Here is a 25,132-nt window from a genome sequence, read left to right as displayed (position 1 = left end):
AATCAACAGCTTCCAGCGTCCGGCTATTGGTCAACCGTCCGGGCGCCGTGGGCGATCAGCCACTCATCCTTGGCGCGCGAGCAAGCCCTGATGCCGCCATAACCAGTCGATATCTAGCGCCATCGCAGACCCCGCTTTGGCGCGCGCCGCAGAGCGCCTTCCACTGACAGAAGGTCCGACGCGATCCATCGCCGTTGGCGAGGCAGCGACCGTCCTCAGTGGTCAAACTTGCCGTTGTGTTTGCGGGCCAGTTCGACCAGGGCTGCGGTGATCCGCACCAGTAGCTCGGCATCCCGCCCTTGGCACCGCTTCCAAACTTGACACCATTCATATTTTCGGCGACGCTGTAGCCATTAATAAATTTGGTACTAGTCCCGATCTCCCTGACGGTAATGCGCGCTGCGGCGCGAGGCCGTAGCCGCAACCCGGCGAAAAGGCCGAGATCCCGGCGCCGCAGAAGTGGCACGCGCCGGCCACCGCCACTGTCGAGCGACGACTAAGCGTCGTCCGAGACGTGGCGACCACGACGAGCGGCGAGCGATCACCATTGAGAGCCGCAAGAAGGGCAGACCGTGACGCTGACCGCTGTCAACCCCGGCCCAGAGTTCGCACTGTCGACTCCCGACCGTATGACTTACGGCCTCGGATCACTAGCGACAGCAACATATGCCATGGTCCCCGGCCTAGTCCTCGTGTACTACCTGACCAACATTGTTGGCGTCACCGCCGCGGTCGCAGGATTCGTCGTGCTTATACCCAAGTTGCTCGACCTGGTCTACAACCCGATCATCGGGAGACTGTCCGACTCGACGGTATCCCTTTTGGGACCTCGGCGACCTTGGATGATCGCGGGAATGGTGTTGCTTCCACTGGGGTTCGTGTCCATCTTTTTCTCTCCGGTCAGCGGTAACGGCGCTGCTTGGTGGGTAGGCGCTGCGCTGGCCGTTTCCGGACTCGGTTTTTCTGCCTTCGTTATCCCCTATAGCACTCTGCCCGCCGAGCTCGGGGCGAGTTCGCTGGAACGCACGTCGATGATGGTGTGGCGCACGGCATGGCTGGGCGTGGCGATGATTGCCGTGGCAGCAATGGCGTCATCGATGGCCACGGCCGATGGCGGCGGACGTCAGGAGTACCGAGAGATGGCTGTCGTCATGGGCTGCCTGATTTTTGTGGGCACGTGCGGCGCGATGTACAGCGCGCGTCGTTCTACGCACGCGGCCGCAGTGACTTCAGCACTACAGGCTGGATCGCTGCGCGGTGCGCTGAACACGGCCCGCCGGAACCGTCCGTTTCGCACCCTACTGGGGGTCTTCATACTTATCGAAGTGGTCATTTCCGTCACGCTGGCAGGACTACCCTTCTTGTCCGAGCAGATCCTTGGATCGGATAGTGCGCTCGCACCGCTGTTCGTCTGTGCGATAGGGCCGATGCTGCTGACAATGCCGGCGTGGCGTCGTGCCGCCGCGGCCTACGGCAAGAAGAACTGTCTGACCGTGGCGCTGTCTATCTTCGGTGGAGGCGCACTCACAGTCGCCGCGCTACCCGGCGTGGCACACACGATCCAATTCGAGATCGCCTGCACAGCTGTCCTGGTAGCTGGGGTCGGTTTCGCCGGGGCGCAGATCCTGCCGCAAGCCATGCTCGCCGACACGTTGGCCGCCGACGCATACGAGTCCGGTCATCGCCGGGCCGGGGTCCTCACCGGGATGTGGTCGGCCGGCGAAACCATCGGAGGCGCCGCCGGCGCGAGCCTCTACGGATTCGTCCTTGCTGCAAGCGGATTCGTCTCATCGACAGCAGGCGAAGCAGTCAGCCAGCCACGCAGCGCACAATGGGGCATCGCGCTCGGTTACTCAATCATCTCTTTGGTGAGCGTCCTCGCGGCACTGAGCTTGCTCAGACGTTATGCACCTGCCAAGGAATCGCGCGCCTGAGGTTCACCCCCCGGACTTGCACCCACGGAGTGGAGCGAGCTACGCCGTGCTGCGGCGGCGAGCGCCCCGCATGTACCCATAACGGCCAAGATCGCGACGGTAAACCACCACATTGCGACGGGTGCGGTGAGGAGTTTCGTGGCGATGCCCAGGCCGATAGAGGGGACGATGAGGCCCAGGTAGGCGACCAAGAACAGCCCCGCCAACGCCCCGCCGCGTTGAGCCGGTTGCGCCATCGCGGCTACTGCACCGATCGCCGACTTGAACAACATCCCGGCCCCGCCGCCTGCGATCACACCGCCGATCAGGAAAGCAATCAGGTTCGTATTCTGCATGCCAAGCGCCAGCACGATCAGCCCCGTTGCCTCGGTTGCAAGGCCGATAGCCCTGCGTCCCGGAGTGCCGAGGCGGTTCGTCGCCATCTGCGCTACTGCCGCAGCCCCGAAGACTGCGAAGACGATCAGGCCCGCCAACGCGCGACTGGTGTGGTGCAGGGTACCGGCGACGAAGCCGGGTGCCAGCGACGTGAACAATCCGAAGATGCTGAACGCGGCGAATGCGGCGACAGCCGCAGCAAGGTAACCCGCTCGGTCTCCGTGGTTTACGGAGATAACCTGCGGGCTCCACGCTGGTGATTGCGAGGGTCGAAGCACAGTCTCCGGAGTGGCCGCGACGGCGGCGATAGCGAGCAGAAGCAGCAGCACGAAGATCAGATAGGGAGTGCGCAGGGGGCCGCTCACATACTCGGCGAGTAGGCCCGCAACCAGTGTTCCGACGCCCAAGCCGCCGATATTCGCCACGGTCGAGACAATCTCGAAGCGCCCACGCCCGGAGTCCGGCCGACCGACGGCGTGCAGCTCATGCAGGAAGGCTGTGGCGGTCGCGGTGATCATGCCGACGCCGAGCCCGGTGATAAGTCGGGCAACGAGCAGCCCGGGCAGCGACGACCACACCAGAAATAGTGCTGCCGCGACGACTTCCAAGGCCAACGCCGGAATCAGGATCCTTTTGCGTCCGACCCAGTCCGAGACATGGCCGACCAGGATCAGGCTGGCGACAACCCCGACGGCATAGACGGCGAAGACGAGCGTCACCATGGGGGTCGAGAAACCATCGCGCAGCTGATACAGCGGGTACAGCGGAGTGGGGACCGTTGAAAACGCCATCGCGATGAGAAAGCTCGCCGCGATCAACCAGAAGCCGATGTTGTGACGCGCCCGCGCCGAGGGCGCGTTGATCAGCCCACTCGGGTCGTTGCGGCCAGATGCATGGATGCTCACACTTCTCGTCTCCTCGATAGATCAGTTCGGTCCCCACTCTCTCTCGTATCGATCATCAAGTCGAACGAATCTTGGAGCTACGTAGCATCTCCCTATGAGATAGTTAGAGCGTGGATTTGAGGCAGTTGGAGCATTTTGTCGCTGTCGCCGAGGAGCGCAACTTCACCCGCGCGGCCCTGCGCCTGCATGTCGTGCAGTCGGCGGTGTCCGCCACGATCAAAAATCTCGAACGCGAGTTGGGGGTGCAGCTGCTCGAACGCAACTCCAAGCGCGTCGAACTCACCGACGCAGGGCGGGCGCTGCTCCCTGAAGCACGAAGTGCTCTGGCAGCCGTACAGCAGGCTCACGATGCCGTCGGCGAGGTCAAAGGCGGGCTGCGCGGCACCCTGCGCATCGGCACCGTCACCGCGCTAGCACTGCTCGATCTACCCGAGGTGCTCGGCCGATACCACCGCACCCATCCCGGGGTCGCGCTGCGCCTGTCCACCAGTCCGGCTGGGTCGGCAGGCCTGGCGGCAGCAGTTCTCGAGGGATCGCTCGACCTTGCCTTCGTCTCCCTTCCCGGGCACATTCCCGCGGGTATCCACCTACACCGGTTGGCCGCTGCGACGCTAGAACTCATAGTGCCGTCGGCACATTGGCTCGCCGACCGGGTAGAGGTAAACCTCTTCGAGCTGGCAGGGGAATCGTTTGTCGACACTCTCGTCGGCTACGGCAATCGAACCGTCGTCGACCAGGCCTTCGCCACCGCCGGGCTGACCCGTCAGGTCAGCATCGAGGTCGCCGATATGGCAACGGTCGCCGCCTTTGTGCAAGAAGGTCTAGGCGTCGCTCTGCTACCCGATTTCGCGATTCCGGATCGCGCAGATCTGAGGCGACTGACCATCACCAGCGCAGAACTCAACTGGCCGCTGTCTCTGGCCTTCAGCAGTTCACGCCGACTCGGCGCAGCCGCCCGCGCGCTTGTCACCATGCTCGCCAGCGAGCGAGCATCCAGCAGTATCGGCGCCTGCGCCGAATGCTCGTCTGGCCGAAGCGATGGACTGACAGCCATTGAACGAACCACTGGCCACGAGCCTGCGTAGGACCGGCCTACCAGGCTCGGCGCAATCCGGCGCGTCGACAACACGGCGCCTTCCAACGTCCGGTGACGTGCGCCGAGAACACAGGGAGCCGCTGCATTGATCCGGCGAGTGGCGGTTGCGATCACGAAGCCTCCGGCACCCGACATATGTGGGTTTCCCGGCCTCGTCTAGCTCGTAGCCGCGCAGGATCCCAGCTGGCCCGCAGGCCCGAGCTCTTCGACGTCGGTGACCGGCATCCGGCTCGGCCGCAGTTACTGATCGTTGGTTCGGACACCGTGCGCACCCTCTCCCGGTCGATCAGTTGTTGTTCGATGACCTCGCGGCTCCGCTGGAGCGCGGCAGCCCGCGGGCGGCCGCCAGCACACACGATTTCGTAGTCAGTCGCCGCAGTACTCCGGATTCCCGCAAGCGGCATCTGAGCCCGGCACTCGACACCCAGAAGAACCGCCGTTCCCGGCCTCACCGCGCCCGTCCTGCCCGCCGATTCATGGTCAGGATCAGCGAAGCTGGTCAGACACGCCAGTCGGCAGCTGGGCCGAATGCGTGGGCCGACATCCGCTGATCGAGCCGCCCATCGGCACCATGAACCCCGCTCGGCGGACACCTCGAGCCTGTTCCTTTCCGAAGACCTAATCGAGAAGACTCGGCCGACCGCCGCAGGATTTGCGCGGCCGACCAACTGCAGCCAATTTCCTCAGCGCGTCGTGTGGGCTTCGGCAGGTGGGGCAGCGATGCACGGGTTGCGCATCTCGCCAAGGCCCTCGATTGTCGAGGACAAGGTACTGCCCGGGACGAGGTAGCGCGCGGGGCTGCGAGAGTGGCCCACTCCCGCAGGTGTGCCGGTGAAGATGAGGTCTCCGGCGAACAGTTCGCAGATCGTCGACAGGTGAGCGACCAGGGCCGCCACGTCGAACACCAACTCCTTGGTACGCGAGGCCTGCACCAGCTCGTCATCGACCGCGGCTTCGATTGCCAAATCGTTAGGGTCATCGAGTTCGTCGAGGGTGGTCAACCAGGGTCCGGTCGGCGCAAATCCGGCGTGACTTTTGGCCAGGCTGAATTGCGGTCGCGTCCCCCGCATCTGGGATCGGCGTTCGGAGATATCCTGGCCGATGCAGAATCCGGCGACGTGTTCTAGCGCGTCGGCGGTGGCGATGTTGCGACCGCCGACTCCAATGATGACGACGAGTTCGACTTCCCAATCACACGTTGATGTCGGCAGTGGAATCGAACTACCCGGGCCTGTGATTGCCGATCCGAATTTGGTGAAGACCAGCGGCTCGTCGGGTATTGACCGTCCGGTCTCGGCGCCGTGATCGGCATAGTTCAAGCCGATCGCGAAGATCTGCCGCGGCGTGGGCACAGGAGCCCCCAATTGTGACAGGTCCGACATCAGACTCGCAATGGTCCGGCTCGTATCAAGGGAGGGGTCGTGGCTGGCGTACCAGGACTTGACCTGGCGCAACGCGGCGATGGCTTGATCCGGGTCGCTGGGTAGCGCGCCACCGGAAGCGGACGCAAGATCCACGATCCCTGTGTCGGTGACTATCGTGGCTCGTCCATCGAGGTTGGCGAGTCTCATGAGCGAGGACATCCTTTCTATTGGGCTGTGTGCCAGTCGGCGCACAGCATTGGGGGCCTGGGCCGCAGGTCATCGAGGTAGTACCCGCGGCGTGCGCTCCTCTGTCTCATCCGATGCGCCGAGCAGACTTGGCGTCGGACCACCAGCCATAGTCCGCCCGCTGCCGCTGTTGCTGCTGTTACAGCAAGTATTTGAGGTGCCACCGTGAACAAGCGGTCGAAGTTCACCTTCGCCGACCGGGCCATCGCCATTTGACGTTTCCGGCTGTTGCTGTCGAAGCGGAGCGTGGCAGCCATGACGGAGACAACGGGCCGGTCAGAATTTTCGGCGTAGTAGATGTGCGGAGATTCTCGCGCGTCAACGATCATTCCGGTCACCGGCTCGACCCACAGCTCACGGAAAGTGCTGTACCAGCGATGCAAAGTGAGCGGTTGTTGATCAGTGCTCAAACCCCATTTCGACCGCGGCAGGGTCAGCACGGAGCCAGTAACGTTCGGGGCGGCCGTTGCCAGGTCGATGGGATCGATCTGCTGGCGAAAACGGAGCACGGCCAACCCGTCGATTTTCGATTCGTCGACGTATTCCAGGGGCGCGCTTCGTCGCGCAATGGTGTCGAAGTAGGGATAGGACTTCTTCAGCGTGCCCATCGACAATTTCGACGTCATTCCGGTGAAGTCCACTTCGTCGGCCACTCCCGATGAGCTGGTCTGGATGCTGCCGCGACCGTTGGGTGTAGGACTGGCCGACACTCGGTCGACGGTCACGGTGGTGATCGTCGCGCTCAGAAGCCCGGCGCCGTCTTCAATGTCCAAACGGCGTATCTCGGCTCCGCTTTGCGCTGTCATCGTCTCGGAGTCGCTGGGCTCGACGACGGTTACGTACCGCTGCGACATCAGGGGGACATCGTCGAGAACCCGCAGGGCTTGCTCGCCAGACATCGAGGTGGGATCGAGAATCTGCCCGCCGCGTGTCCCGGCGGCCGCTGTGGTGGACACGACGGTGACGGCAAGGTCCAACGGTGTTTTCGCCAGGCGATCGGGGACGTGGGTGGTCAATAGCACTGCTGAGGTCATTACCGACATACGAGCTCCTTTGCTCAGTGGAGCGACACGCGGGCAACATTTATCGGCAACATCGTAGCCGATATTGTAACCAGGGTTAACCCGGAAAGGGGCAAACAGGGCGCCCACCGATCAACGCGACGGCTCGAACCCTCGCCACTGGGCGACATCGCGGCTCCGACTTCTCGACCTTCATCGACTCGATCCGCCACCGCGTGTTCACCCTGCCCGATGACACACATATCTTCCCCGGCCACGGCGACTGCACCCACGGTAGGCACCGAAGCACCACAACTAGCCGGATGGATCGAACAGGGCTTCTGAACTGCGCGTGCACAACATGCTCTTGTCGGCTTGGCTGCAGGAGCCGCAGCTACCTGCACCCCAGGCCAGTACGGCTTCGCGGCGCGGCAGCCTTGACACCCCCAACAATAACGGCAACACTGTTACCAGTATGACCGAGAGAAAAGGCATCGCCCGCGGGTCCGCTTCACACTTCGTCACCGTCGATGGCATGCATGCGGTACAGGCGCGCAGGCGCGGGACCGACGGTAGTCCTGTTGCGCGGCAGCGCGTCCTCGCTACACGGCGTGGAGGCTGTCGCGCGACGACTGCAGAGCGACTTCGACGTCATCAGCCTGGATCTGCCAGGATTCGGCGAGACAGGCCCTCGGCCGGACCGGGACTATCGAACTCAGACCGCTGGCACCGTTCCTCGATGCTGTTCAGGTGCCCACGTGCGCAGTGGTAGGAAACTCGTCGAGTGGGAACGTCGTAGTGGATGCCCCTGGACGGGCCTTGGCGTTTGCGTTGATCAACGCGACCGGCTGCCCAGACAAGACACTGTCGGCAGGGATGGCGTTGGCGCGCAATCCCGTGGTCGGACAACTGCTATGCCGATTGATGCCCAGGCGAGCGGTCGAACCAGGCCTGCGCCAGGCCGTCGGCCCCAACTCGATGATCGTCGACAAGGCGATGACCGATCGAACAGATCGATTGTGGAATCTTCCCGGCAACCCCGCAGCATTCCTCGACTTCGTCAGCACGGATCAGTCCAGCCGGAGTGCGACAATCCTCAGATCTCGGTCGCCCCCTGGTGCTGCGAAGCGCCGAGATCGACGGGACCAGCACTTCGCTCGAGACATCGCCGGCGCTGTCAAAAAATCCACTGCGATGGCGGCCACCTTCTTCCTGAGGAGGACCCCCAGTGGGTCGCCAAGGCGGTCCGCGATTTCATTCACACGCTACGACTCGACGGACAGAACACATGAAGTACTTCGTGGCCGACACCGAAGACGGCCCAATGAACGTTTTGACCCGCATCCGCAGCCGACTCCGCGGCAGCTTTGTCAAACTGTCCGATGGCGTTACGCACTACGAGCTCACAGGCCCTGACGACGGCGAAATCGTCATGCTCGCCGGAGGTCTCACCATCCCGTTGTTCTACTGGGACCGGATGGCAGCCGAGCTACACGAGCGCGGACTACGGACACTGACCTACAGCGCCTACGGCCGCGGCTATTCCGACCGAGTCCGGGGTCCCTACGACGAGGCGCTGTTCGTTCGCCAACTCTCCGAACTGATCGAGAGTCTGAGTGTGCCCAAGCCTTACCATCTCGTGGGCACCTCGATGGGCGCGTTGGTCGCTATGGCCTATGCTCGCGAAAACTCCGTCAACCTGGTCACTTTGTCCTTGATAGGACCGGCGGGACTGAGTCCTCAGCCGTTCGCGCAGAAGATCGCACTGGGCAACGACTGGACAGCCGGACTGATCGCTCGACATCTGGGTAGCCGGGTACTGAAACAACATCTGGGCCACAACCTGAGCGACCAGAAGCTCACCGCCGAACTGTCCGCCATGGTGCTCGACTCCTTCAGGTACGACGGCTCGCTCTACGCCTTCTTCGATACCCTGCAGCACTTTCCGCTCTTCGATCGCAGCGATGCCTACCATTACACCGGCACTCTGCAGCTGCCCGTCTCGCTCGTGTGGGGGACCGAAGATCGTGTGACACCGATCAGCAGTCTCGAAACCGTCCGTGGCCTTCTGCGACCTTCTCACTGTCACGTCATCGAGAACTGCGGACACATGGCCCCCTTTGAAAAGCCCTCCATCGTCGCCAATTCGGTGGCCTCACATATCGACTCGTACTCAGATCGGCGGCCAAGATGACAAAAGAAAACACTACCGATGTCTTGATCGTGGGTGCCGGTCCCACCGGCACCGCGCTTGCGATCGACCTAGTTCGGCGCGGTGTATCCGTGCGGCTGATCGATCGAGCCTCGCACGCCTTCGACGGCTCACGCGCCAAAGGAGTGCAGCCTCGTACCCTCGAGATCTTGCACGATCTCGAGGCCCTGACCGAGGTCATCAATCAGGGCGAGCTCTACCCCCCGATGGGCATTCACGTCGGGCCGGTGACAGTCCCCTGGCGCATGATGGCCAAAGGTAAGCAGAGCTCAGCGGTACCCCACCCCGATACGTGGCTGATTCCCCAGTTCAGCACCGACCGCGCTTTGCACCACAGGCTCGAAGCCTTGCGCACACCCATCGAATTCGACACCGAACTCGTCGATTTCACCGTCGAGTCCACTGGCGTCAATGCCCACCTGGCCACCCCCCGGGGAGAAGAAACCGTTGTCGCGCGATACATTGTGGGCGCTGACGGAGGCGGCAGCAGTGTGCGTAAACAGGCAGGGATCGAATTCACCGGTTCCACCGACGACGGTGACCGAATCCTGCTCGTCGACGCCACTGTCACCGGGTTGTCTCGCAAGTACTGGCACGTGTGGCCGGGTCTGGGTGGGAAATTCGTCGGCGCCTGCCCACTCCCCCACAGCGAAATGTTCCAGTGGATGATCCGGCTCTCGGCCGACGAATCACCGCCTCAAGGACTGGACAACATCACCCACCGAATCCGCTCTCACACCCACAACAAAGACATCACTCTGCGAAAAATCCGATGGCAGTCGGTCTTTCGTCCCAACATTCGTCTAGCCGAGTCCTACCGCCGCGGACCGGTTCTGCTGGCGGGCGACGCGGCCCACGTGCATACCCCCGCCGGGGCCCAAGGCCTCAATACCGGTATCGGCGATGCATACAACCTGGGATGGAAACTCGGTCTGGTCCTGCAAGGCGCCAACGAGCAGCTGCTCGATACCTACGAAGCCGAACGACGTCCTGTCGCTGCCGCTGTGCTCGGGCTCTCGACCAAAAAGTACGAAGGCCTGGGGAAAATGGGCCCCTCCAGCATCCGGCGAGGCAAAGACGAGAAGCAACTGACTCTGACCTATCATGGCGGGCCCCTTGCCGATTCTGCCGCTGAGCGCACCGCCACACTGCGCGTTGGCGACCGGGCCCCTGATGCCGATCTCGTCACCGAGGATGGAACCAGAGCACGCCTGTTCGATCTGATTCGCGGCCCGCATTTCACCCTGATCGTGTACGGCTCGCGTGCCGCGAGCGACCTCGATCAGCTCACGGAGCCGACGAAGAACCCGCACCTCGAGCGCATCTTCGTAGACACCGAACCTAACGCCGAAACCACAGTTTTGACAGATCCCACTGGAGACTTCGCTCGTAACTACGGGTTGAGCCGCGACGCACTGATTCTTGTCCGTCCGGACGGCTACGTCGGCCACATCGCAATCCAGGACATCGCCAACACCACCCCGCTCGATTTTCTCGGCCTGGTTCCCACCTCCGAACAACGGCCGCCGCAGTAGTGGTCGCATGGTCTCTGGCAGTACACCCGCTGCCCGCCATACGGGACGCATAGGTTTGGGTCCTCGTAGCAGCCAGTCCCGGATGCGCGAGTCCGTCAGCACGCCCGCAGCATCAGGGCGGCGGCTGTGCAGACAAAGGTCACCGGTGAGCACGCGTTGCAGCGACCGACCGGTGTAGCAGCCCCGCTCAGCAGCCCTTGAAGACGACCTTCCACGTCGAATAGGGCTGGCGACACCCGAACGAAGATCCGATACGCCTGCCGGAGAACTCGAGCTCCCGAACCCGAACCCCTCATCGGAGCTCGTCGTCAACCTTCGATCGCTTCACCCCGCGAAAACGACGTCCGGCGCGAGCCCAGTCAGCTTCCCAGGCTGCGGACATTTCCGGCACAAAGCGGGCAAGATCGAGTGCCCGTCATTGCGGTGCCGAACGCCAGCACCACCAGCGAGCGCGAATCCCCCACGTCATTGCAACGAATCACTCTCACACAGCCGGAGTGGCGCTCCGACCACCAGCACGATGCAGCTCCGTTCTATCGTCAGCAGCGGAACGCACCCTCGGTTCGTGCACGGGCTGAGGTCAGAGGCAACTGTCGACCACCCTGTGTACTCGACATCCAAATCCGACTTCTCCACGAGCACTGGAAAAAACCAGACCTGGCAACCATGATCGACTGACCACTCGCCATCGCCTGAACTGCGCACTGGGGATGTGAAGCGCGCCCCGCGCGGTACCCCGGGCGCAATGACCGCCTTACGTGGCGACAGCTACTACGCGATGGGTAGCACCTGACGGAGCATCCGGTCCGCCCACATCGGGCCGGACTTCTGATCATCACACCGCTGGAAAAAGTATCCGGAAGGTTGCGCCCCGGTTTTGGTTGGCAAGCAACTCGATTCGGGCGCCGTGGGCGTTGAGAATGGATGCGACGATCGACAGGCCGAGTCCGGAACCTGTGCTGATAGATCGCGATCGATCTGTTTGAAAGAAGCGATCGAAAATGTAAGGGGCGTCTGCTTGGGAGATACCTGGCCCATCGTCAGAAACACCCAGAACGATGACTCGCTCGGTCTGCGGGTTTGTAGCTCCTGCCGCTGCCATTGCTCCGATCGTCGGCTGTGCTGGGGTGTAAGAGATGGCGATGGTGATTGCCGCGGTCGGTGGCGTGTGCACCAGCGCGTTGTTCACCAGGTTGTTGACGACCTGACGGATTCGCCGTTCGTCGGCAAGAATTAGAGCCTGATCGACTGAACTCACGAGTTCGATGTGACGCTGCGGGAACTGGGCCCGGATAGTGTCAGAAATTTCGCGGATAAGAGTAGCCAGGTCGACCTCTGCCAGGTCCAGCGGCCGTTCTTGATCAAGGTTCGCGAGGAGCAGTAGATCGTCTACGAGCGCGCTCATCCGCAGAGACTCACCTTCGATTCGACGCATCATCTCCGCAGCCCCACCCGCAGCCTGTTCACCCCCTACACGGAACAGCTCGGAGTAGCCCCGAATCGTTGTCAGCGGTGTGCGCAATTCGTGGGATGCGTCGGAGACGAACATTCGCATCCGATGCTCGGAGTTTGCGAGCTGGCGCATCACTTCCGATATCTGGGACAGCATCACGTTGAAGGCCGAGCCGAGTCTGCCGACTTCGGTATGAGGGTCGGTGTCGACAACTCGGCGATCCAGGTTTCCCGCCGTGATTGCGTCAGCGGTGTCTTCGATGCGAGACAAGGGAATCAGTCCGAGACGGACCAGCCAGATCGCTGCGAGCACCGCAGCTCCGAGCAGCACGGTGCCTGCCACGATTTCGATCGTATGCAGTTGCTTCGTCGTCGCTGATACACCCTCGAGCGACATCGCGACCGCGACGGTGCCGCCATCGGGCTGAGATTCATTGGGGAGCTGCACTCCCGCGCGGACCCGCCATTCAGCGTCGGATCTGCGGTTACTGACGGTAAATGAACCGTCGCCTAGTTTGCGGACCGAATCGGCGTTCATCGGGGGAAGTTCAGGTTTCGCGCTGTTGTCGGAGTTGTCGCCGAGCTGTCCGACTTGGTGACCGTTGTTGTCGAAGAACAGGATCCGAAAAGCTGAGGGCAGCTCTGCGGCGGCAGGGTCGGGCATCGGAGGCGGGGGCGGCCGATCTGCGCTCACCAGCTGTGTGGTGAGAGCGTCGAGTTGCGCGTCCACCCGATCCAGCTGTCCACGATCCAACAATGTCGCGGTGAGCGCACCGAATGTCACCAACCCCGCAGCGGTCATCGCGAAAACTATCAGTATCAGCCGTGTTCGCAGCGTCCAGTGCCGAAGCGGGCGCACCCTTTTCATATGCCAGACCGGTCGCGCCGCAGGGTATAGCCGACCCCACGCAAGGTGTGGATCAGCGGAGGACCCGCGGTGTCGATCTTTCGGCGCAGTTGGCTGATGAACGTGTCAACGATCCGACCGTCGCGGCCGTCGGAATTCCACACTCGGTCGATGATCTGGGTTTTGCTCACGACCGTGTCAGCGTTGGACAGCAGGTAGTGCAGCAGGCTGAATTCGGTTGCTGACAATCCGATCTCGATGCCGCCGCGCATGACCTGGTGCGCGTCGAGGTCCATGGTCAGATCGGCGTACCGAAGGACCCGGTCCCGAACGCTGGTGGTGCCGGTGCGGCGCAGAATCGCCTCCACCCGCAACAGCACTTCTTCGATACTGAACGGCTTGCTGACATAGTCGTCGCCGCCGACAGCCAGCCCGGCGATGCGGTCCCCGACCGCGTCGCGCGCGGTCAAGAACAAAACCGGCACATCGTTTCCTCGAGCCCGCAGTCCACGCGCGATCGCATACCCATCGATGTCGGGAAGCATGACATCGAGCACCAATATGTCCGGGACTTGCGCTTCGATCAGATCCAGTGCGGATCGACCGTCAGCTGCCGCGCGGACATCGTATCCACGCATACGCAACGCCGCGGAGAGCAGGTCTCGGACGTTGAGTTCGTCGTCGACGACGACGACCGAGTACGGGTGGGATTGATCGGTCATCGCATCAGGGTAGGTGCCCTCGACACCGGCCTGATAGACCGACTCCGCGTTCACAGAAAGCTGCCAGGTTCCCCGCACATTCACCAGATGTTCATCGAGTGTGCTGGTAGATGACCGAAGCATGAACGAACAGCGGGCCCCGATAAACCTGGCACCCGCTTTGCTGCTCGGCTCCGATTCAGCAACAAGACCGCAGATTGGGCAGGTACGTGACACGCACCACGGATTCGAAGACACCACCGGCGAAGGCGAAACGCCAACGCAGATACCTTGCAGCAGTAGGTGGAAGCGCGGCGTTAGCCGCAGCAACCCTGCTCGCCGGGGCTGCTCATGCCGATGCGCGGGTGAATCTGCCAGATGGTGAACGCACGGCCGGACCATACTCCTTCAGCAAGTCCGGTGAAACAGCGCTGATCTCCTCGGCTCTCAACGCGAACGGCACCGGCCGAACCGCGTGGGTCAGTGGGGTCGTAACAGCCGAAGCACCCGCCGACTCGGTGATGGAGCTCGAGGTCGGCTATCTCGTCGGCTGCCAGGTAGACCTCGAAGGCCTCGAGGCGGATCTGGGCGCCGACATCGACCTCAAGTCACCCTCGATCTCCGCCGGACTGTCGATTCCGCTGAACGCCGGCGAGGTCAAGTACTACAAGATCACCGATATCGACCTGGTCGACGGGCATGGCGCCATCAACTATCGCGACCAAGGCATCGAGATCACCGGGTGCGGTGGCTACGCCCAAGCTCGGTCGATGGTCAGTTTGATCAGCGACGACGGACCGAACCGCTACGCGGGATACCTCTACGGCCGGCCCTTCAGCATCGGATGAACACCATGATCAGCACACCTCGAGGACCTCGAATGAATGCGCCCTACCGCGCCCGTACCTTCCGCGCCGCAGGATTCGGAGCCGGCGCCGTCGCGGCGTGCCTGCTCTCGACCGGCACCGCCAGCGCCGACCAGTTCATCGAACTACCAGCAGTTTCGGCGACCGAACCGCTGCTCGGCGGCGGAGAAGTCACCGTCACCGGCGACGACTTCGCGACCGTATCGCCCTCGGTGGGCGCGACACCGCTGCACCGCAATGTCTGGGTCTCGGGCAACGTACAGGTCAACGCGTCCGGCATGACCAATGGCCGATTGGAAGTGGGCTACATCATCGGCTGCCAGGTCGCATTCGGAGCCGGCGCCGACGTGGACGGCGGTGCCGAGCCCAAAGACGGCGAGGTCGCCGTTCAAGCATCGGCGGGCGCTGAAATGACGTTGGGCCCTGGTGAGGTGAAGCGGTATTCGATCCTGCAAATCAAGCAGAAGGACGAGCAGGGCGACAGCGAGACCGTCGGCTATTACACCTTCGACGGCGACAGTGCGAGCTTCACCTACAGCGACAAGACCTTCGGGCTGACCGGCTGTGCGGGCGCTGCGCAGGCGCGGATGTACGTCAACCTCACGGCCTATCAAAAGGACAAGGGCACCAAGTCCAAGATCACCGTCTACGGCCAGCCCTTCGGCATCTGAGCATGAACAGCTCACTGCCACTACCGCACTCGATGTCGCGTGCCCGATTACGGGAGGTAAGCGGGTGACGATCTTCGCCAGGAAACCCCCGCGCAGAATTCCCGCCGGGGACCCACCAGCAGCTCGCCCTGATACACCGATTGCGATGACTGAAGCCGACAACGAGGAACGCATCGTGGTCACTCAGACCGCGAGTGCCCTACACGCGTTCAATCGGTATGAGATCAAGTACCTCGCCGACGAACGCGATGTCCCGGAACTGCGGCGCGCCTTACGCGACCGGATGGACGCCGACGGCCACAGCACCAACGGCGGCTATCCGGTGACCAGTCTCTATTACGACACCAGCAACCTGCGGTTCTACTGGGAAAAGATCGAAGGCTTGAAGTTCCGGCGCAAGCTTCGCCAGCGAATCTACGGCGATCCCGGCGAGGTCACCGACGAAACACCGGTCTTCATCGAAATCAAACAGCGGGTCAACCGGGTGACGCAGAAGCGCCGGATCCGACTGCCTTATCACCAAGCGCGCGAGCTGTGCGCAGGCTCGCTCGACATCGACGTCGACGGCCGGGAGAAAGCTTTCCTCAACGAGGTATCGGAGCTGGTGACCAAGCTCGATCTACGGCCGATCGTCACTACCGGCTATCTGCGGGAAGCCTATGTCGGCACGGATGCCGACCTCGGCCTGCGTGCCACGATCGATCACCGGGTGCACGGTCGAGACCGTGACTTCCACTTCGGGGCACAGTCGGAGAATCGGTTCATCATCCCCCCGCACCTGTGCATCGTTGAGGTCAAGGCCAATGAGCGCATCCCCTACTGGATCTCGGACCTGACCGCTCGGCTGAACATGTCGGTGGTTCGCGTCTCCAAGTACTGCCAGAGCGTGGAGGCCTTCGACCTCGCACCGCGTTCTCGTTATCAATCCCTCGACGATATCGCTGCTCTCACGGCTGATACTGCGTCGTCCCTGCCCAAGAAAGTGCTCTCGTGAACTTCGACATCCAAGACCTCAGCGGGACGTTCACCACGTTCGACATCGTTGTGTCGCTGTCTTTGTCGTTCGTGTTGTCGGCGATCATCGGCTATGTCTACCGACGAACACATAAGAACGTCTCATACAGCCAGTCCTACGTGCAGACATTGATCGTTGTCGGCATGGTCATCAGCCTGATCATGCTCGTCGTTGGATCCAATATCGCGCGCGCGTTCGCTCTGGTCGGCGCGCTGTCGGTGATCCGGTTCCGCAACGCCATCAAGGAGACACGCGATGTCGGGTTCATCTTCTTGGTGATGGCGATCGGCATGACCACTGGTACCCGGTTCTACCTGCTGGCCATTGCCGCCACTGTCGCTATCTGCCTGGTTCTTCTGGTGATGCACCGATTCAACTGGTATAAGCTCGATGTCCAGCGCCAGGTCATCAAGATCCAGGTTCCGCCTGAGCCTGCCTACACCGCGGTCGTCGAAGACGTGCTGATCCAGAAATGCAAGGAGTTCGAGCTGGTCAGTACCGAATCCGTCCGGTCGGGTGCGTTGACCGAGTTGTACTTCACCGCCCAACTCAAATCCGGGATCAAACCGGCCGAGGTGATCGAGGCCCTCAGCATGGTCAACACCGGACAACGGGTCACGGTCCTGACCGGCTACGACCAAACCGACATCTGATGCCCTCGGACACCGTGAAGCCTTCCGTCTCCCCGGCAGGCATACCGAGAAGACGCCTGCGCCACTGGCTGCCCAAGTCGGTGCGCCAGCACTGGAAGCTCGCCGCAACGTTCGTGGCGTTCGTCGCGGTGATGGCGACGGTGTTCGGCTCGGTGCGGATCACCCCGGTCATCACCGGAGATGCTTCCGTGATCACCTCTGCGATCACCGAGAACATCGAAGGCCGGGCCGATTTGTTCGACGCCGAGGTCGGCCACGACCTCAACATCCTGATCAACCCGGCTGAGTACCAGGGGATGATCGAGACCTACCAGCGTGAAGGAGAGAAGGCGTGGATCAAAGCGCAGGTCGAGATCGACGGCACCCTGATCACCGACGTAGCGGTCCGGCTCAAAGGCAACTCGACCTTGATAAGTCTGCGCGGCGACAGCCGGATGCCCGGTATGGCTCCCAAAATGGGCGGGCAACCCGTCGATACCAATGCGGCACAGCCGAACCCAGCGCAGCCATCGGGCGACAGCACCACAGCACCACCGGGCGGCAACTCCGGTACGACTTCGCCAACTGCCGGCGAACTCCGGAGCCGGCTGACAATAATGCCCCAGCTCGATCCGGATGACCCGGCGTCGCTGCCGTTGTTGTTGAGTTTCAACGAATTCGCCGAGGGTCGCGCCTATCAGGGCATGACTGAACTGGCGGTGCGGCCAGGGTCACCGGTTCTCAACGAGGCGGTTTCCCTGGAGCTCACTGCCGAGTCGGGTCAACCGAGCCAGCGTCACGCCTACGTCGAGTACTCGGTCAATGACGAACCGACCCAGACCCGGCTCGTTCTCGAGCACCCGGACGAGAGCTATGCCGAAGCGATGACCGACAGCGACGGGGTGCTCTACAAGATTCGCGCCAAAGCCAACTTCGCCTATCAGGGCGGCGACCAGACCGCTTACACCGAACAGTTCACGCAGGTGAACGGGCTCGGTGGTCTGGACCTGCAGCCGATCATCAGCTTCTTGAAGTGGCTCGACAGCGCCGACGAGCACGCTTTCGCCGCCGAGCTCGGCGACTGGGTTGATCTCAACAGCCTGGCCGAATATATAGCCACGCAGAATCTCCTCGCCAATTTCGACGATATCGGCGGCCCAGGTCACAACGGCTACCTCTACTACGCCATCGGTACCGGCAAGTTCTCGATGGTCTCGTGGGATTTGAATTTCGCTCTCATCAGCGATGTCACCGCAGGGCCCCACGACCCCGTCACCATCTCGATTCCGAAAAGACTGGCCCCCCAGTCCGAGTCAGGGTCAGCAGGTCCGGGAGGAATGCGTATCGGCAACGCTCTCAAGGACAGGTTCCTCGCCTCGCCAGCCTTCACCGGACTCTATGAGGACACCTATCGCAGGCTCTACAACGAGATCTTCGCAAGTGGGCGAGCAGTGGAGATCACCGAGCGGATCGCCGCGTCGATTCCGACCTCCGACAGTCTCAGCCAAGAGCAGATCGACTCCGCTGCCCAACAGCTGGTGGGGCGCCTCATCCGCCGCTCCGAGCAACTCGCGACCAACGAGGTGATCGCCAGGCCGTGACCTGTGCGGCTGCGGGCCACGAGTCCGCAACAGCTGCTGTCACTCCGGCGAGCGTCCGGGGTTGACACGCCTGCTCGGGCACCGAGTTCGCCCTGCGTACTGCGTCTTGCAGCTTTATCGAAATTCGGCCGGGCTCGTCGCAGCAACCTCCGCACTGCGACCCGGTGCCGGTCCGACGTTTCCTGCACTTCATCTGGAGGCCCCGTCGTGTCGTCTGGCACTGTCCCACATTCGATAAGCAGGCTGGCTCTGCTCGGAGCGGTTCTCGTGGCCGCACAGAGTTTCCAGATCATCGTGTTCCCAAGCTTTCTCCAGGCCCTGCTCACCGAACCCCGCTGGCATTTGTCCCCGCGCGACGCCGGGTTGATCGGGAGCACAATATTCCTCGGCATGCTGGCAGGCGCCACCACCGCCGTGCCGCTGGCGCGGCGTCTCGGGCGTCGGCGGGCCACACTCGCCGCGGTCTTGTGGTTGACACTCTCGTCGGGGGCATGCGCGCTGGCCACCGTCCCCTGGCAGCTGGGGTTTCTCAGAATGCTCGCCGGAATCGGCATGGGTGCTGCAATTGTCTTGATACTGGGATTCGCCAAGGACGCCACCGCTGAAAACAAATGGGCGTTCGAAATCGCGCTGTTCGGGATGCCATTGGTAAGCATTGTTACCCCGCCCATCATGGGCGAACTCGCGGTCGACGGCGCTTGGCGTGTTATGACAGTTATCGGGGCAGGCGTGGGAAGCATCGCCTTCGCCCTGGCCGTGTGGTTGCTGCCCCACGACGCCGATATATCCATCGTCGCTCCTGATGGACGAAGCCGCGCCAGGTCGACCGGTCGCGTCATCGTCTGGACCAGCATCGGCCTTATCGGAGCGACCATGATCGCCTGGTCGAGCTTCCGGGAATTCGGCCCCGCCTACCTAGGCTTCGGCACGGTGCTCGACACCGGGGTGGTCATCACGCTCTTCGTTGTAGCGGGTACCGCGATCCACCGTCACGAAACGCCTGGTTCACTCGGGCGGACCGTTCGGACGACCGCGGCATTCGTCCTGATCAACCCACCTACCTTCATCACGCTCTTTGTCGTCGTGGTCGTCGGCGCCGCCAGCAAGGACATCACAGTCGTCATGACGTTGTTCGGTGCGTGGATCGCAGACAGCTACAGCAGGTCGCTGACCCTCAGCGTCACACCAGACGTGTTCGAAGCCCTTCACCGCCCAACAGCCCACAAGGTCGACCACACCACACCGGTGCCACACGATATCCGCCCCCGCTCCGACAGGTGACGACGAAATCCACGACCCCAACTTTCCGCGATCCCGTCAGAGCTCCGGTGCCCCGCCACAGACACCCGCAAAGGATCCGCCCATGACGGACATGATCGACCTCGTTGTCGCTGATCGCCGCCAAGAGGCCGCCGACGTCGTATCCCTGGTCCTGCGTGCCGCCGGGGACCATCCATCGCCTGGCTGGGAACCCGGTGCCCACATCGACATCGAGCTGGCATCTGGTCTCGAGCGCCAGTACTCCCTGTGCGGCGGCGACTCGCACCCTGGCGCATCGCCGTTCTGCGCGAACCGAACGGCCGCGGCGGATCCGAGTTCGTTCACACGACCCTCCTACCCGGAGTACGGGTAGGAGGCCGCGGTCCGCGGAATCACTTTTCCCTCGAAGTCGCGCCCGCCTACCGTTTCATAGCAGGCGGCATCGGCATAACCCCCATTCTCCCCAAGCTCGACTTTGCCGGCCCAGCACCGTGGACGCTGCTCTGCGGCGGGCGCTCTCACAGCACAATGGCCTTCCCCGAGGAGCTGACGTCCCGTCACGGTTCCGGTCGCATCTTCCTCCACGAGGACCTCCTCGATCTGCACGGTTACCTCGCGGATCTGCGCCCGGGCGAGCTCGTCTACGCCTGTGGCCCCGCAGAGCGCTTCACGGCACGCGTGGCATCCGACTCCGTCAACGCCGCCTTCGAGGTCGAACTCGCGCGCTCGCGCCGGATCTTGCCCGTTGCGGCAGACGAGTCGATCCTGTCTGCTCTGCTGGCCGCGGGCGTGGACGTCCCGTACTACTGCACCGAGGGTATCTGCGGCACCTGCGAAACCCGCGTCCTCGCCGGCGATGTCGACCATCGCGACAGCATCCTGACCCCGCAGGAGCAAGCCACCTGCGCGACCATGATGATCTGCGTCTCCCGGTCACAGACCCCGCGCATGACCGAAGACGAGTTCGACCTCGGCCCACACACCGACGAGAGCCTCGCGGCTGTACTGTGCTCGCGCAATGGCGCACATGGGCCCAGCGACGACACTCCGCGGAGGAACCGCCGCGCACGGGCGAGGACCAGAAGTCCACCGCCGCAAGTAATTCAGGTTGATCCCCGAGCGTCGCTAGCAGCAATATTGGCGACCGAGGGGGTCCAAATCGCTGACCGTGACGACGGCATCGGAGTGATACTCCACGATCTTGGCGGACAGCTTCCTTCGGCACGCGCCGAACTTGAGATGCGCGGCTCAGGTATGTCGGCGACGACCTGCAGGGCTACGCGCGAATTCTTCTCGTGGAGCTTGGTCAGCGTCCCCACCCGACCATACGCCCCGCGGATCGGCCTCCGTCTGCACCGCGTCGACGTTCACGCTCTCGGCGATGTCGCCGAAAGCGGCTACACACAGTCGCTGACTGCAGGCCATGCGTCGAACCGGAAAACGCTGGCGCGCGAACGGTTTCGGCGCACTCTCGCTGACACCTACGACCGTGCCCTTGCGGCACTTTACCGGTTCATGTCGAGCCAGATGTTGACGACCTCCAACTTCCATGCTTTATTGATAGTCATCAACTTAATTCTCACTGGAGGGTGCGTAATGAAGCGAGAGGAACACGTAGTCGGCGATACGTTCGTCTACCGCTATCCGGGATCGGCAGCCGACCACGTGCTGCTGGTACAGCACGGCACCGGCGGCCACGGCGGTGTTTATGACCGGTTCGCCGCGCACTACGCGACTCTCGGAGCAGAGGTGTGGTGCATGGACGCGCCTGGGCACGGGCGATCATGCACCGACCGGCCGGCCGGGCAGTTCACGCTCGAGGAGTGGGTGGACGCGGTGTTGGCGATGACCGACTACATCAAGACCGAGACCGGGCTCCCGGTATTCATCAAGGGTTCTTCGCTGGGTACGGCCGCAGCCTACGGCGCCTACGCGAGCTCCGATGCTTACACGGGCGCAGTCCTGATGGGCTTCGTAATTCCGTCCTCACCGCTGATCCCGTCCGACAATCCGTTCAGAACGCCGGCCTACGAGCAGATGATCGCTCACTTCGGTGACGCATTGCGGTTCGACATCGGCCGGTTGATCAACTTCGACGAGGATTACGGGTTCCGTGGCGCTGGCGAGCAGAAACATCGGGATCCGCTCAACACGTGGACCTATGACCTCGCGTCGTGGGCGTCGATCCTTCGCTACAACCCGGCAGTTCCGTTGGCAGAGAACACGAAACCGATTCTGTACGCGGTCGGTGAGAAGGATCCGATCTTCCCGGTGCCGTTGGCGCAGGCAGTCGTCGACGCGACGGCCGGACCGGTCGACTTCCACATTCAGACCGGCGGTGTCCACCAGCTGATGCTTTTCCACACCGTCGACTACTCGCGCGTCGTCGCCGACTGGTGCCGTGCACGCCTGCACAGCCCGGCCATCGCGAGCTCGCCCAGCCTTACCAAACCCCTGTCCTGATCCTAGGGAGCAATCATGGCCATCCACCCGCGCGCGATCAATCACTTGGCGATCGGCACTCGCAACATCAAAAACCAGATCGAGTTCTTCACCGAGGTGCTCGGCTGCGAACTCAAGGGCCTGTTCTGGATGCACGGCTTGCCGGGTGCATGGCACGGCTTCATTTCTCTCAGCCCCGAGTGCTACCTCGCGTTCGTCCAGCACGACGACAACCCGGACAAGATCGAGGTTGGTGTCACTCATGCGGGAACGCCCACCGGAAACGTTACGGTCGGGGCCACCCAGCACATCGCGATGCAGCTCGACACGTTCGAAGAACTGGAAGCCATGCGCGATCGAATCCGCAGCCACGGCGTGATGGTGTTCGGGCCGATTGACCACGGCTTCTGCCATTCGATCTACTTCGCGGGTCCCGAAGGCCTGGTGCTGGAGCTCACCGCAGGTGTCCCGTTGGATCCTGCGGCATGGATCGACCCGGAGGTGGTCGGCAGAGCTGGCATCAGCGAGGACGAGCTGGCCCGATACAAGTCAGCGGCCGACTACCAACCGCCTACCGAGGCTGTCCCGCAGCCCGCACTCGATCGCTCCAAGCCGCACCTGGCCTTCACCGATGACATCTACGCACTTCTCGCTACCGCCACCGACGAGCAGATCAGCGAACTGATGAGCGAGAGCGAGCCGCCGGTGAAGGTCGCCGACTGACCCAATCCACATTCGACAAGAACGGACACAATTATGGATCGAATCGCGCGCGGCGAGCTCGAGTACGAGGCATATATGGGCGTCACCCCGGAGACTGGACTCGTTCTGGCCCGGATGGGCATGCCCGAGATGTACGAAACCATCCTGGGCGCATTCGCCGGTCCCCTAGCCCGGCCCGAACTGTCCCGCGCCGATCGCGAGCTCGTAACGGTCGCAGTACTCGCCGCGATCGGCGACGCCCCAAGTCAGTTGGCAGTCCACGTCGCCGCAGCTATGCGGGCCGGTTACCAACCGGCCGAGTTGCGCGCGGTGTGCGAGCATGTGTCGCTGTACGCCGGAATACCTCGCGCCCTCAACGCATTAGAGGTAGTCACCCAGGTACTCGACCACTCCGGAATCGGTCTGCCCGCACGGCAGCAGCCGGTTGACCTGTTCGATCATCAAACCGTGGTCGAGCAGGTCGGTGACAGCGGGCCTGCAACGATTTTCGTGCACTCGCTGGGCGCGGATCGGCGAATGTGGGAACCAGTGCTCGCACCGCTCGCACGAGGTCGTCGGCTGTTCGCGTACGACCTGCGCGGTCACGGGACCGCAGCCGGCGCCCCAGAGGCAGACATGGAACAGCTCAGCGCGGACCTGATCGATGTCATCGATGCACTCGGCTTGGACACGGTGCATCTGGTCGGTCTATCGATAGGTGGGGCAGTCGCGCAGACCGCCGCAGTGCGACACCGGAACCGGTTCGCGTCGCTGGCGCTGCTGGCCACTATCGATGCACCGCTGCCCTCATTCGAGGACCGCGCTCGCGCAGCCGAGACCGAGGGTATGGAGGCACAGGTCGTTCCCACCCTGACTCGCTGGTTCACCAGCGCCGAACTGGCGACCAACGCATGGGGTGTGCGCTACGCGCGCGAACATCTGCGCCGGACCACGCCAGCAGACTGGGCCGCTGCCTGGCGCGCCTACGCCACTCTCGACGTGCAACAGCAACTCGAGGAAATTGCGCTGCCCACGCTGGTGCTGGCCGGTGAGGACGACGCATCGGCCACCGCTGACATCATGGCCGGTATCGCCAAGCGAATCCCCGGCGCCAGCTACCAGCAACTGCCTGGAACCTCCCATCAGCAGACCTTGAGCCAACCGACCCTCGTCGCCGACTCGCTCGCCGCATTCCTGCCCAAGGAGGACTCCGCACAATGACGCGAATGGACATCGCCTTCGATTCTCACGGCACCGAGTGCAGTGCCTGGCTATATCTCCCCCACCGCTCTGGCCCGCACCCTGTTCTCGTGATGGGGCACGGTCTCGGCGGCCTTCGCGAGCTCCGCCTCGACGCCTACGCCGAGCGGTTCCAAGCCGCCGGTTACGCCTGCTTGGTGTTCGACTACCGTCACTTCGGCGGCAGCGGTGGCCAGCCCCGACAGCTCGTCGACCCCACTCGGCAGATAGAAGACTTCGCCGCCGCCATCCGGTTTGCCCGTGCGCACCCGGATCTGGATCCCGACAGGGTCATCGTGTGGGGCAGCTCCTTCGGAGGTGCCCACGCCATCACCACCGCCGCGAGCGACCAGCGACTCGCGGCCGCGATCGCCCAGTGCCCATTCACTGACGGAATAGCCTCCGCACTGGCAATGAGTTCCGCGTCGTCGGTGAAAGTCACGGCACTGGCAATACGTGATGTGATCGCCGCGTGGCGTGGCCAACCACCCGTGGAGGTGCCGTTCTACGGCCCCGAAAACTCCGCCGCTCTGATGACCGCGCCCGACGCAATGCCCGGCTATGTGGCACTGGTACCGGACGGCCTGGATTTCCACAACCAGACTCCAGCCCGGATCGCACTGCAGATCATGGCCTACCGTCCCGCCGCAAAAATCAAGCACATCGGCTGTCCGATCCTGTTCGGCATTTGCGATCAGGACAGTGTCGCCCCGCCCGGCCCAACCAGGAAGGCAGCCACTCGCGCACCCCGCGGCGAAATAATCAACTACCCTGCCGGGCACTTCGATATCTACGTCGGCACCACTTTCGAACAGATTGTCGCAGACCAGCTCGAATTCCTGCACCGCCACGTCCCTGTCGGGGCAGCGGGAGCAACACCAAAAGCAGCGCGCCCCAGATGAAGCTCAGCGCGACCACCCGGTAATCGACCGACCCGTTCACCGCCGGTTTCGCTGTCCGGTGGTCGCCGACTTCTTCGTGGATCGATCATGGTTACAACGGTTCGGATGCCGCCATCGGTTCGTCTACTCATTGG

At 62.9% G+C, this 25,132-nt stretch carries 21 protein-coding genes; 16 read left to right on the top strand and 5 right to left on the bottom strand.

Translation table 11 applies throughout. The features are described from left to right. The first annotated feature begins 572 nt into the window (after positions 1-572). Positions 573-1,934 carry an MFS transporter gene (locus tag ACWF99_RS00105; RefSeq protein ID WP_452533643.1) on the top strand — a complete coding sequence of 454 codons (1,362 nt, stop codon included), beginning with the start codon at positions 573-575 and terminating at the stop codon, positions 1,932-1,934. Here ACWF99_RS00105 and ACWF99_RS00100 read toward each other — a convergent pair. Beyond that, positions 1,904-3,214 carry an MFS transporter gene (locus ACWF99_RS00100; RefSeq protein WP_452533641.1) on the bottom strand — a complete coding sequence of 437 codons (1,311 nt, stop codon included), beginning with the start codon at positions 3,212-3,214 and terminating at the stop codon, positions 1,904-1,906. The two genes, ACWF99_RS00105 and ACWF99_RS00100, sit on opposite strands and share 31 nt — an antisense overlap. 110 nt (positions 3,215-3,324) lie before the next feature. Between ACWF99_RS00100 and ACWF99_RS00095 the strand changes: the two genes are divergently transcribed. Further along, complete coding sequence (locus tag ACWF99_RS00095; protein ID WP_452533639.1) at positions 3,325-4,299, top strand: LysR family transcriptional regulator; 975 nt, start codon at positions 3,325-3,327, stop codon at positions 4,297-4,299. 694 nt (positions 4,300-4,993) lie between these two features. Here the strand turns inward: ACWF99_RS00095 and ACWF99_RS00090 are convergent. Both ACWF99_RS00090 and ACWF99_RS00085 read right to left on the bottom strand, forming a co-directional pair. Then, positions 4,994-5,881, bottom strand: a complete 888-nt coding sequence (locus tag ACWF99_RS00090) for a fumarylacetoacetate hydrolase family protein (protein ID WP_452533638.1) — start codon at positions 5,879-5,881, stop codon at positions 4,994-4,996. Between the two features lie 17 nt (positions 5,882-5,898). Beyond that, the gene (locus ACWF99_RS00085; RefSeq protein ID WP_452533637.1) at positions 5,899-6,963 is read right to left on the bottom strand and encodes a DUF3068 domain-containing protein; all 1,065 of its coding nucleotides are present in this window, start codon (positions 6,961-6,963) and stop codon (positions 5,899-5,901) included. A 488-nt stretch (positions 6,964-7,451) separates the two neighbouring features. On the opposite strand from ACWF99_RS00085, the gene ACWF99_RS00080 reads away from it, so the two are divergent. Genes ACWF99_RS00080 through ACWF99_RS00070 form a run of 3 tightly spaced genes read left to right on the top strand, consistent with a single transcriptional unit; the run spans position 7,452 to position 10,668 of the window. Continuing rightward, positions 7,452-8,213, top strand: coding sequence for an alpha/beta fold hydrolase (locus ACWF99_RS00080; RefSeq protein WP_452533635.1), 762 nt, complete (start codon positions 7,452-7,454; stop codon positions 8,211-8,213). Next, on the top strand, positions 8,210-9,115 hold the full coding sequence (locus tag ACWF99_RS00075; RefSeq protein ID WP_452533633.1) for an alpha/beta fold hydrolase: 906 nt from the start codon (positions 8,210-8,212) through the stop codon (positions 9,113-9,115). Before ACWF99_RS00080 ends, ACWF99_RS00075 begins: the two co-directional genes overlap by 4 nt. After that, positions 9,112-10,668, top strand: a complete 1,557-nt coding sequence (locus ACWF99_RS00070) for an FAD-dependent monooxygenase (RefSeq protein WP_452533631.1) — start codon at positions 9,112-9,114, stop codon at positions 10,666-10,668. The genes ACWF99_RS00075 and ACWF99_RS00070 overlap by 4 nt, the downstream gene beginning before the upstream one ends. A gap of 835 nt (positions 10,669-11,503) precedes the next feature. Here the strand turns inward: ACWF99_RS00070 and ACWF99_RS00065 are convergent. Further along, positions 11,504-12,922: a sensor histidine kinase gene (locus tag ACWF99_RS00065; RefSeq protein WP_452533629.1), complete on the bottom strand. Its 1,419-nt coding sequence runs from the start codon at positions 12,920-12,922 to the stop codon at positions 11,504-11,506. A 62-nt stretch (positions 12,923-12,984) separates the two neighbouring features. Beyond that, entirely contained in the window at positions 12,985-13,929 is a 945-nt protein-coding gene (locus tag ACWF99_RS00060; RefSeq protein ID WP_452533627.1) for a response regulator transcription factor, read from the bottom strand. Between the two features lie 104 nt (positions 13,930-14,033). Here ACWF99_RS00060 and ACWF99_RS00055 point away from each other — a divergent pair, with 104 nt between their 5' ends. The 11 genes from ACWF99_RS00055 (at position 14,034) to ACWF99_RS00005 (ending at position 24,998) form a co-directional block, all read left to right on the top strand. Then, positions 14,034-14,516, top strand: coding sequence for an MspA family porin (locus tag ACWF99_RS00055; RefSeq protein WP_452533626.1), 483 nt, complete (start codon positions 14,034-14,036; stop codon positions 14,514-14,516). Further along, complete coding sequence (locus ACWF99_RS00050) at positions 14,513-15,205, top strand: MspA family porin (RefSeq protein ID WP_452533624.1); 693 nt, start codon at positions 14,513-14,515, stop codon at positions 15,203-15,205. Before ACWF99_RS00055 ends, ACWF99_RS00050 begins: the two co-directional genes overlap by 4 nt. A 145-nt stretch (positions 15,206-15,350) precedes the next feature. After that, positions 15,351-16,199, top strand: coding sequence for a VTC domain-containing protein (locus tag ACWF99_RS00045; protein ID WP_452535284.1), 849 nt, complete (start codon positions 15,351-15,353; stop codon positions 16,197-16,199). Further along, positions 16,196-16,873, top strand: coding sequence for a DUF4956 domain-containing protein (locus ACWF99_RS00040; RefSeq protein WP_452533622.1), 678 nt, complete (start codon positions 16,196-16,198; stop codon positions 16,871-16,873). The genes ACWF99_RS00045 and ACWF99_RS00040 overlap by 4 nt, the downstream gene beginning before the upstream one ends. Then, positions 16,873-18,453: a CotH kinase family protein gene (locus ACWF99_RS00035; protein WP_452533621.1), complete on the top strand. Its 1,581-nt coding sequence runs from the start codon at positions 16,873-16,875 to the stop codon at positions 18,451-18,453. The genes ACWF99_RS00040 and ACWF99_RS00035 overlap by 1 nt, the downstream gene beginning before the upstream one ends. Before the next feature lie 3 nt (positions 18,454-18,456). After that, positions 18,457-19,734 (top strand): MFS transporter, encoded by a 1,278-nt coding sequence (locus ACWF99_RS00030; protein ID WP_452533619.1) that lies wholly within the window; start codon positions 18,457-18,459, stop codon positions 19,732-19,734. 82 nt (positions 19,735-19,816) lie between these two features. Beyond that, the gene (locus ACWF99_RS00025) at positions 19,817-20,086 is read left to right on the top strand and encodes a hypothetical protein (protein ID WP_452533617.1); all 270 of its coding nucleotides are present in this window, start codon (positions 19,817-19,819) and stop codon (positions 20,084-20,086) included. A gap of 155 nt (positions 20,087-20,241) precedes the next feature. Next, positions 20,242-22,176 (top strand): alpha/beta fold hydrolase, encoded by a 1,935-nt coding sequence (locus ACWF99_RS00020; RefSeq protein WP_452533616.1) that lies wholly within the window; start codon positions 20,242-20,244, stop codon positions 22,174-22,176. Between the two features lie 15 nt (positions 22,177-22,191). Beyond that, on the top strand, positions 22,192-22,878 hold the full coding sequence (locus ACWF99_RS00015; protein ID WP_452533615.1) for a VOC family protein: 687 nt from the start codon (positions 22,192-22,194) through the stop codon (positions 22,876-22,878). 33 nt (positions 22,879-22,911) lie between these two features. Then, a complete protein-coding gene (locus ACWF99_RS00010) occupies positions 22,912-24,078 on the top strand; it encodes an alpha/beta fold hydrolase (RefSeq protein ID WP_452533613.1) in 1,167 nt (388 codons plus the stop codon). 5 nt (positions 24,079-24,083) lie between these two features. Beyond that, on the top strand, positions 24,084-24,998 hold the full coding sequence (locus ACWF99_RS00005; RefSeq protein WP_452533612.1) for an alpha/beta hydrolase: 915 nt from the start codon (positions 24,084-24,086) through the stop codon (positions 24,996-24,998). Positions 24,999-25,132 lie beyond the last annotated feature (134 nt).

It is taken from the genome of Nocardia sp. NPDC055002 (genome assembly GCF_053608825.1).
This window is presented reverse-complemented; position numbering and strand designations above follow the sequence as displayed.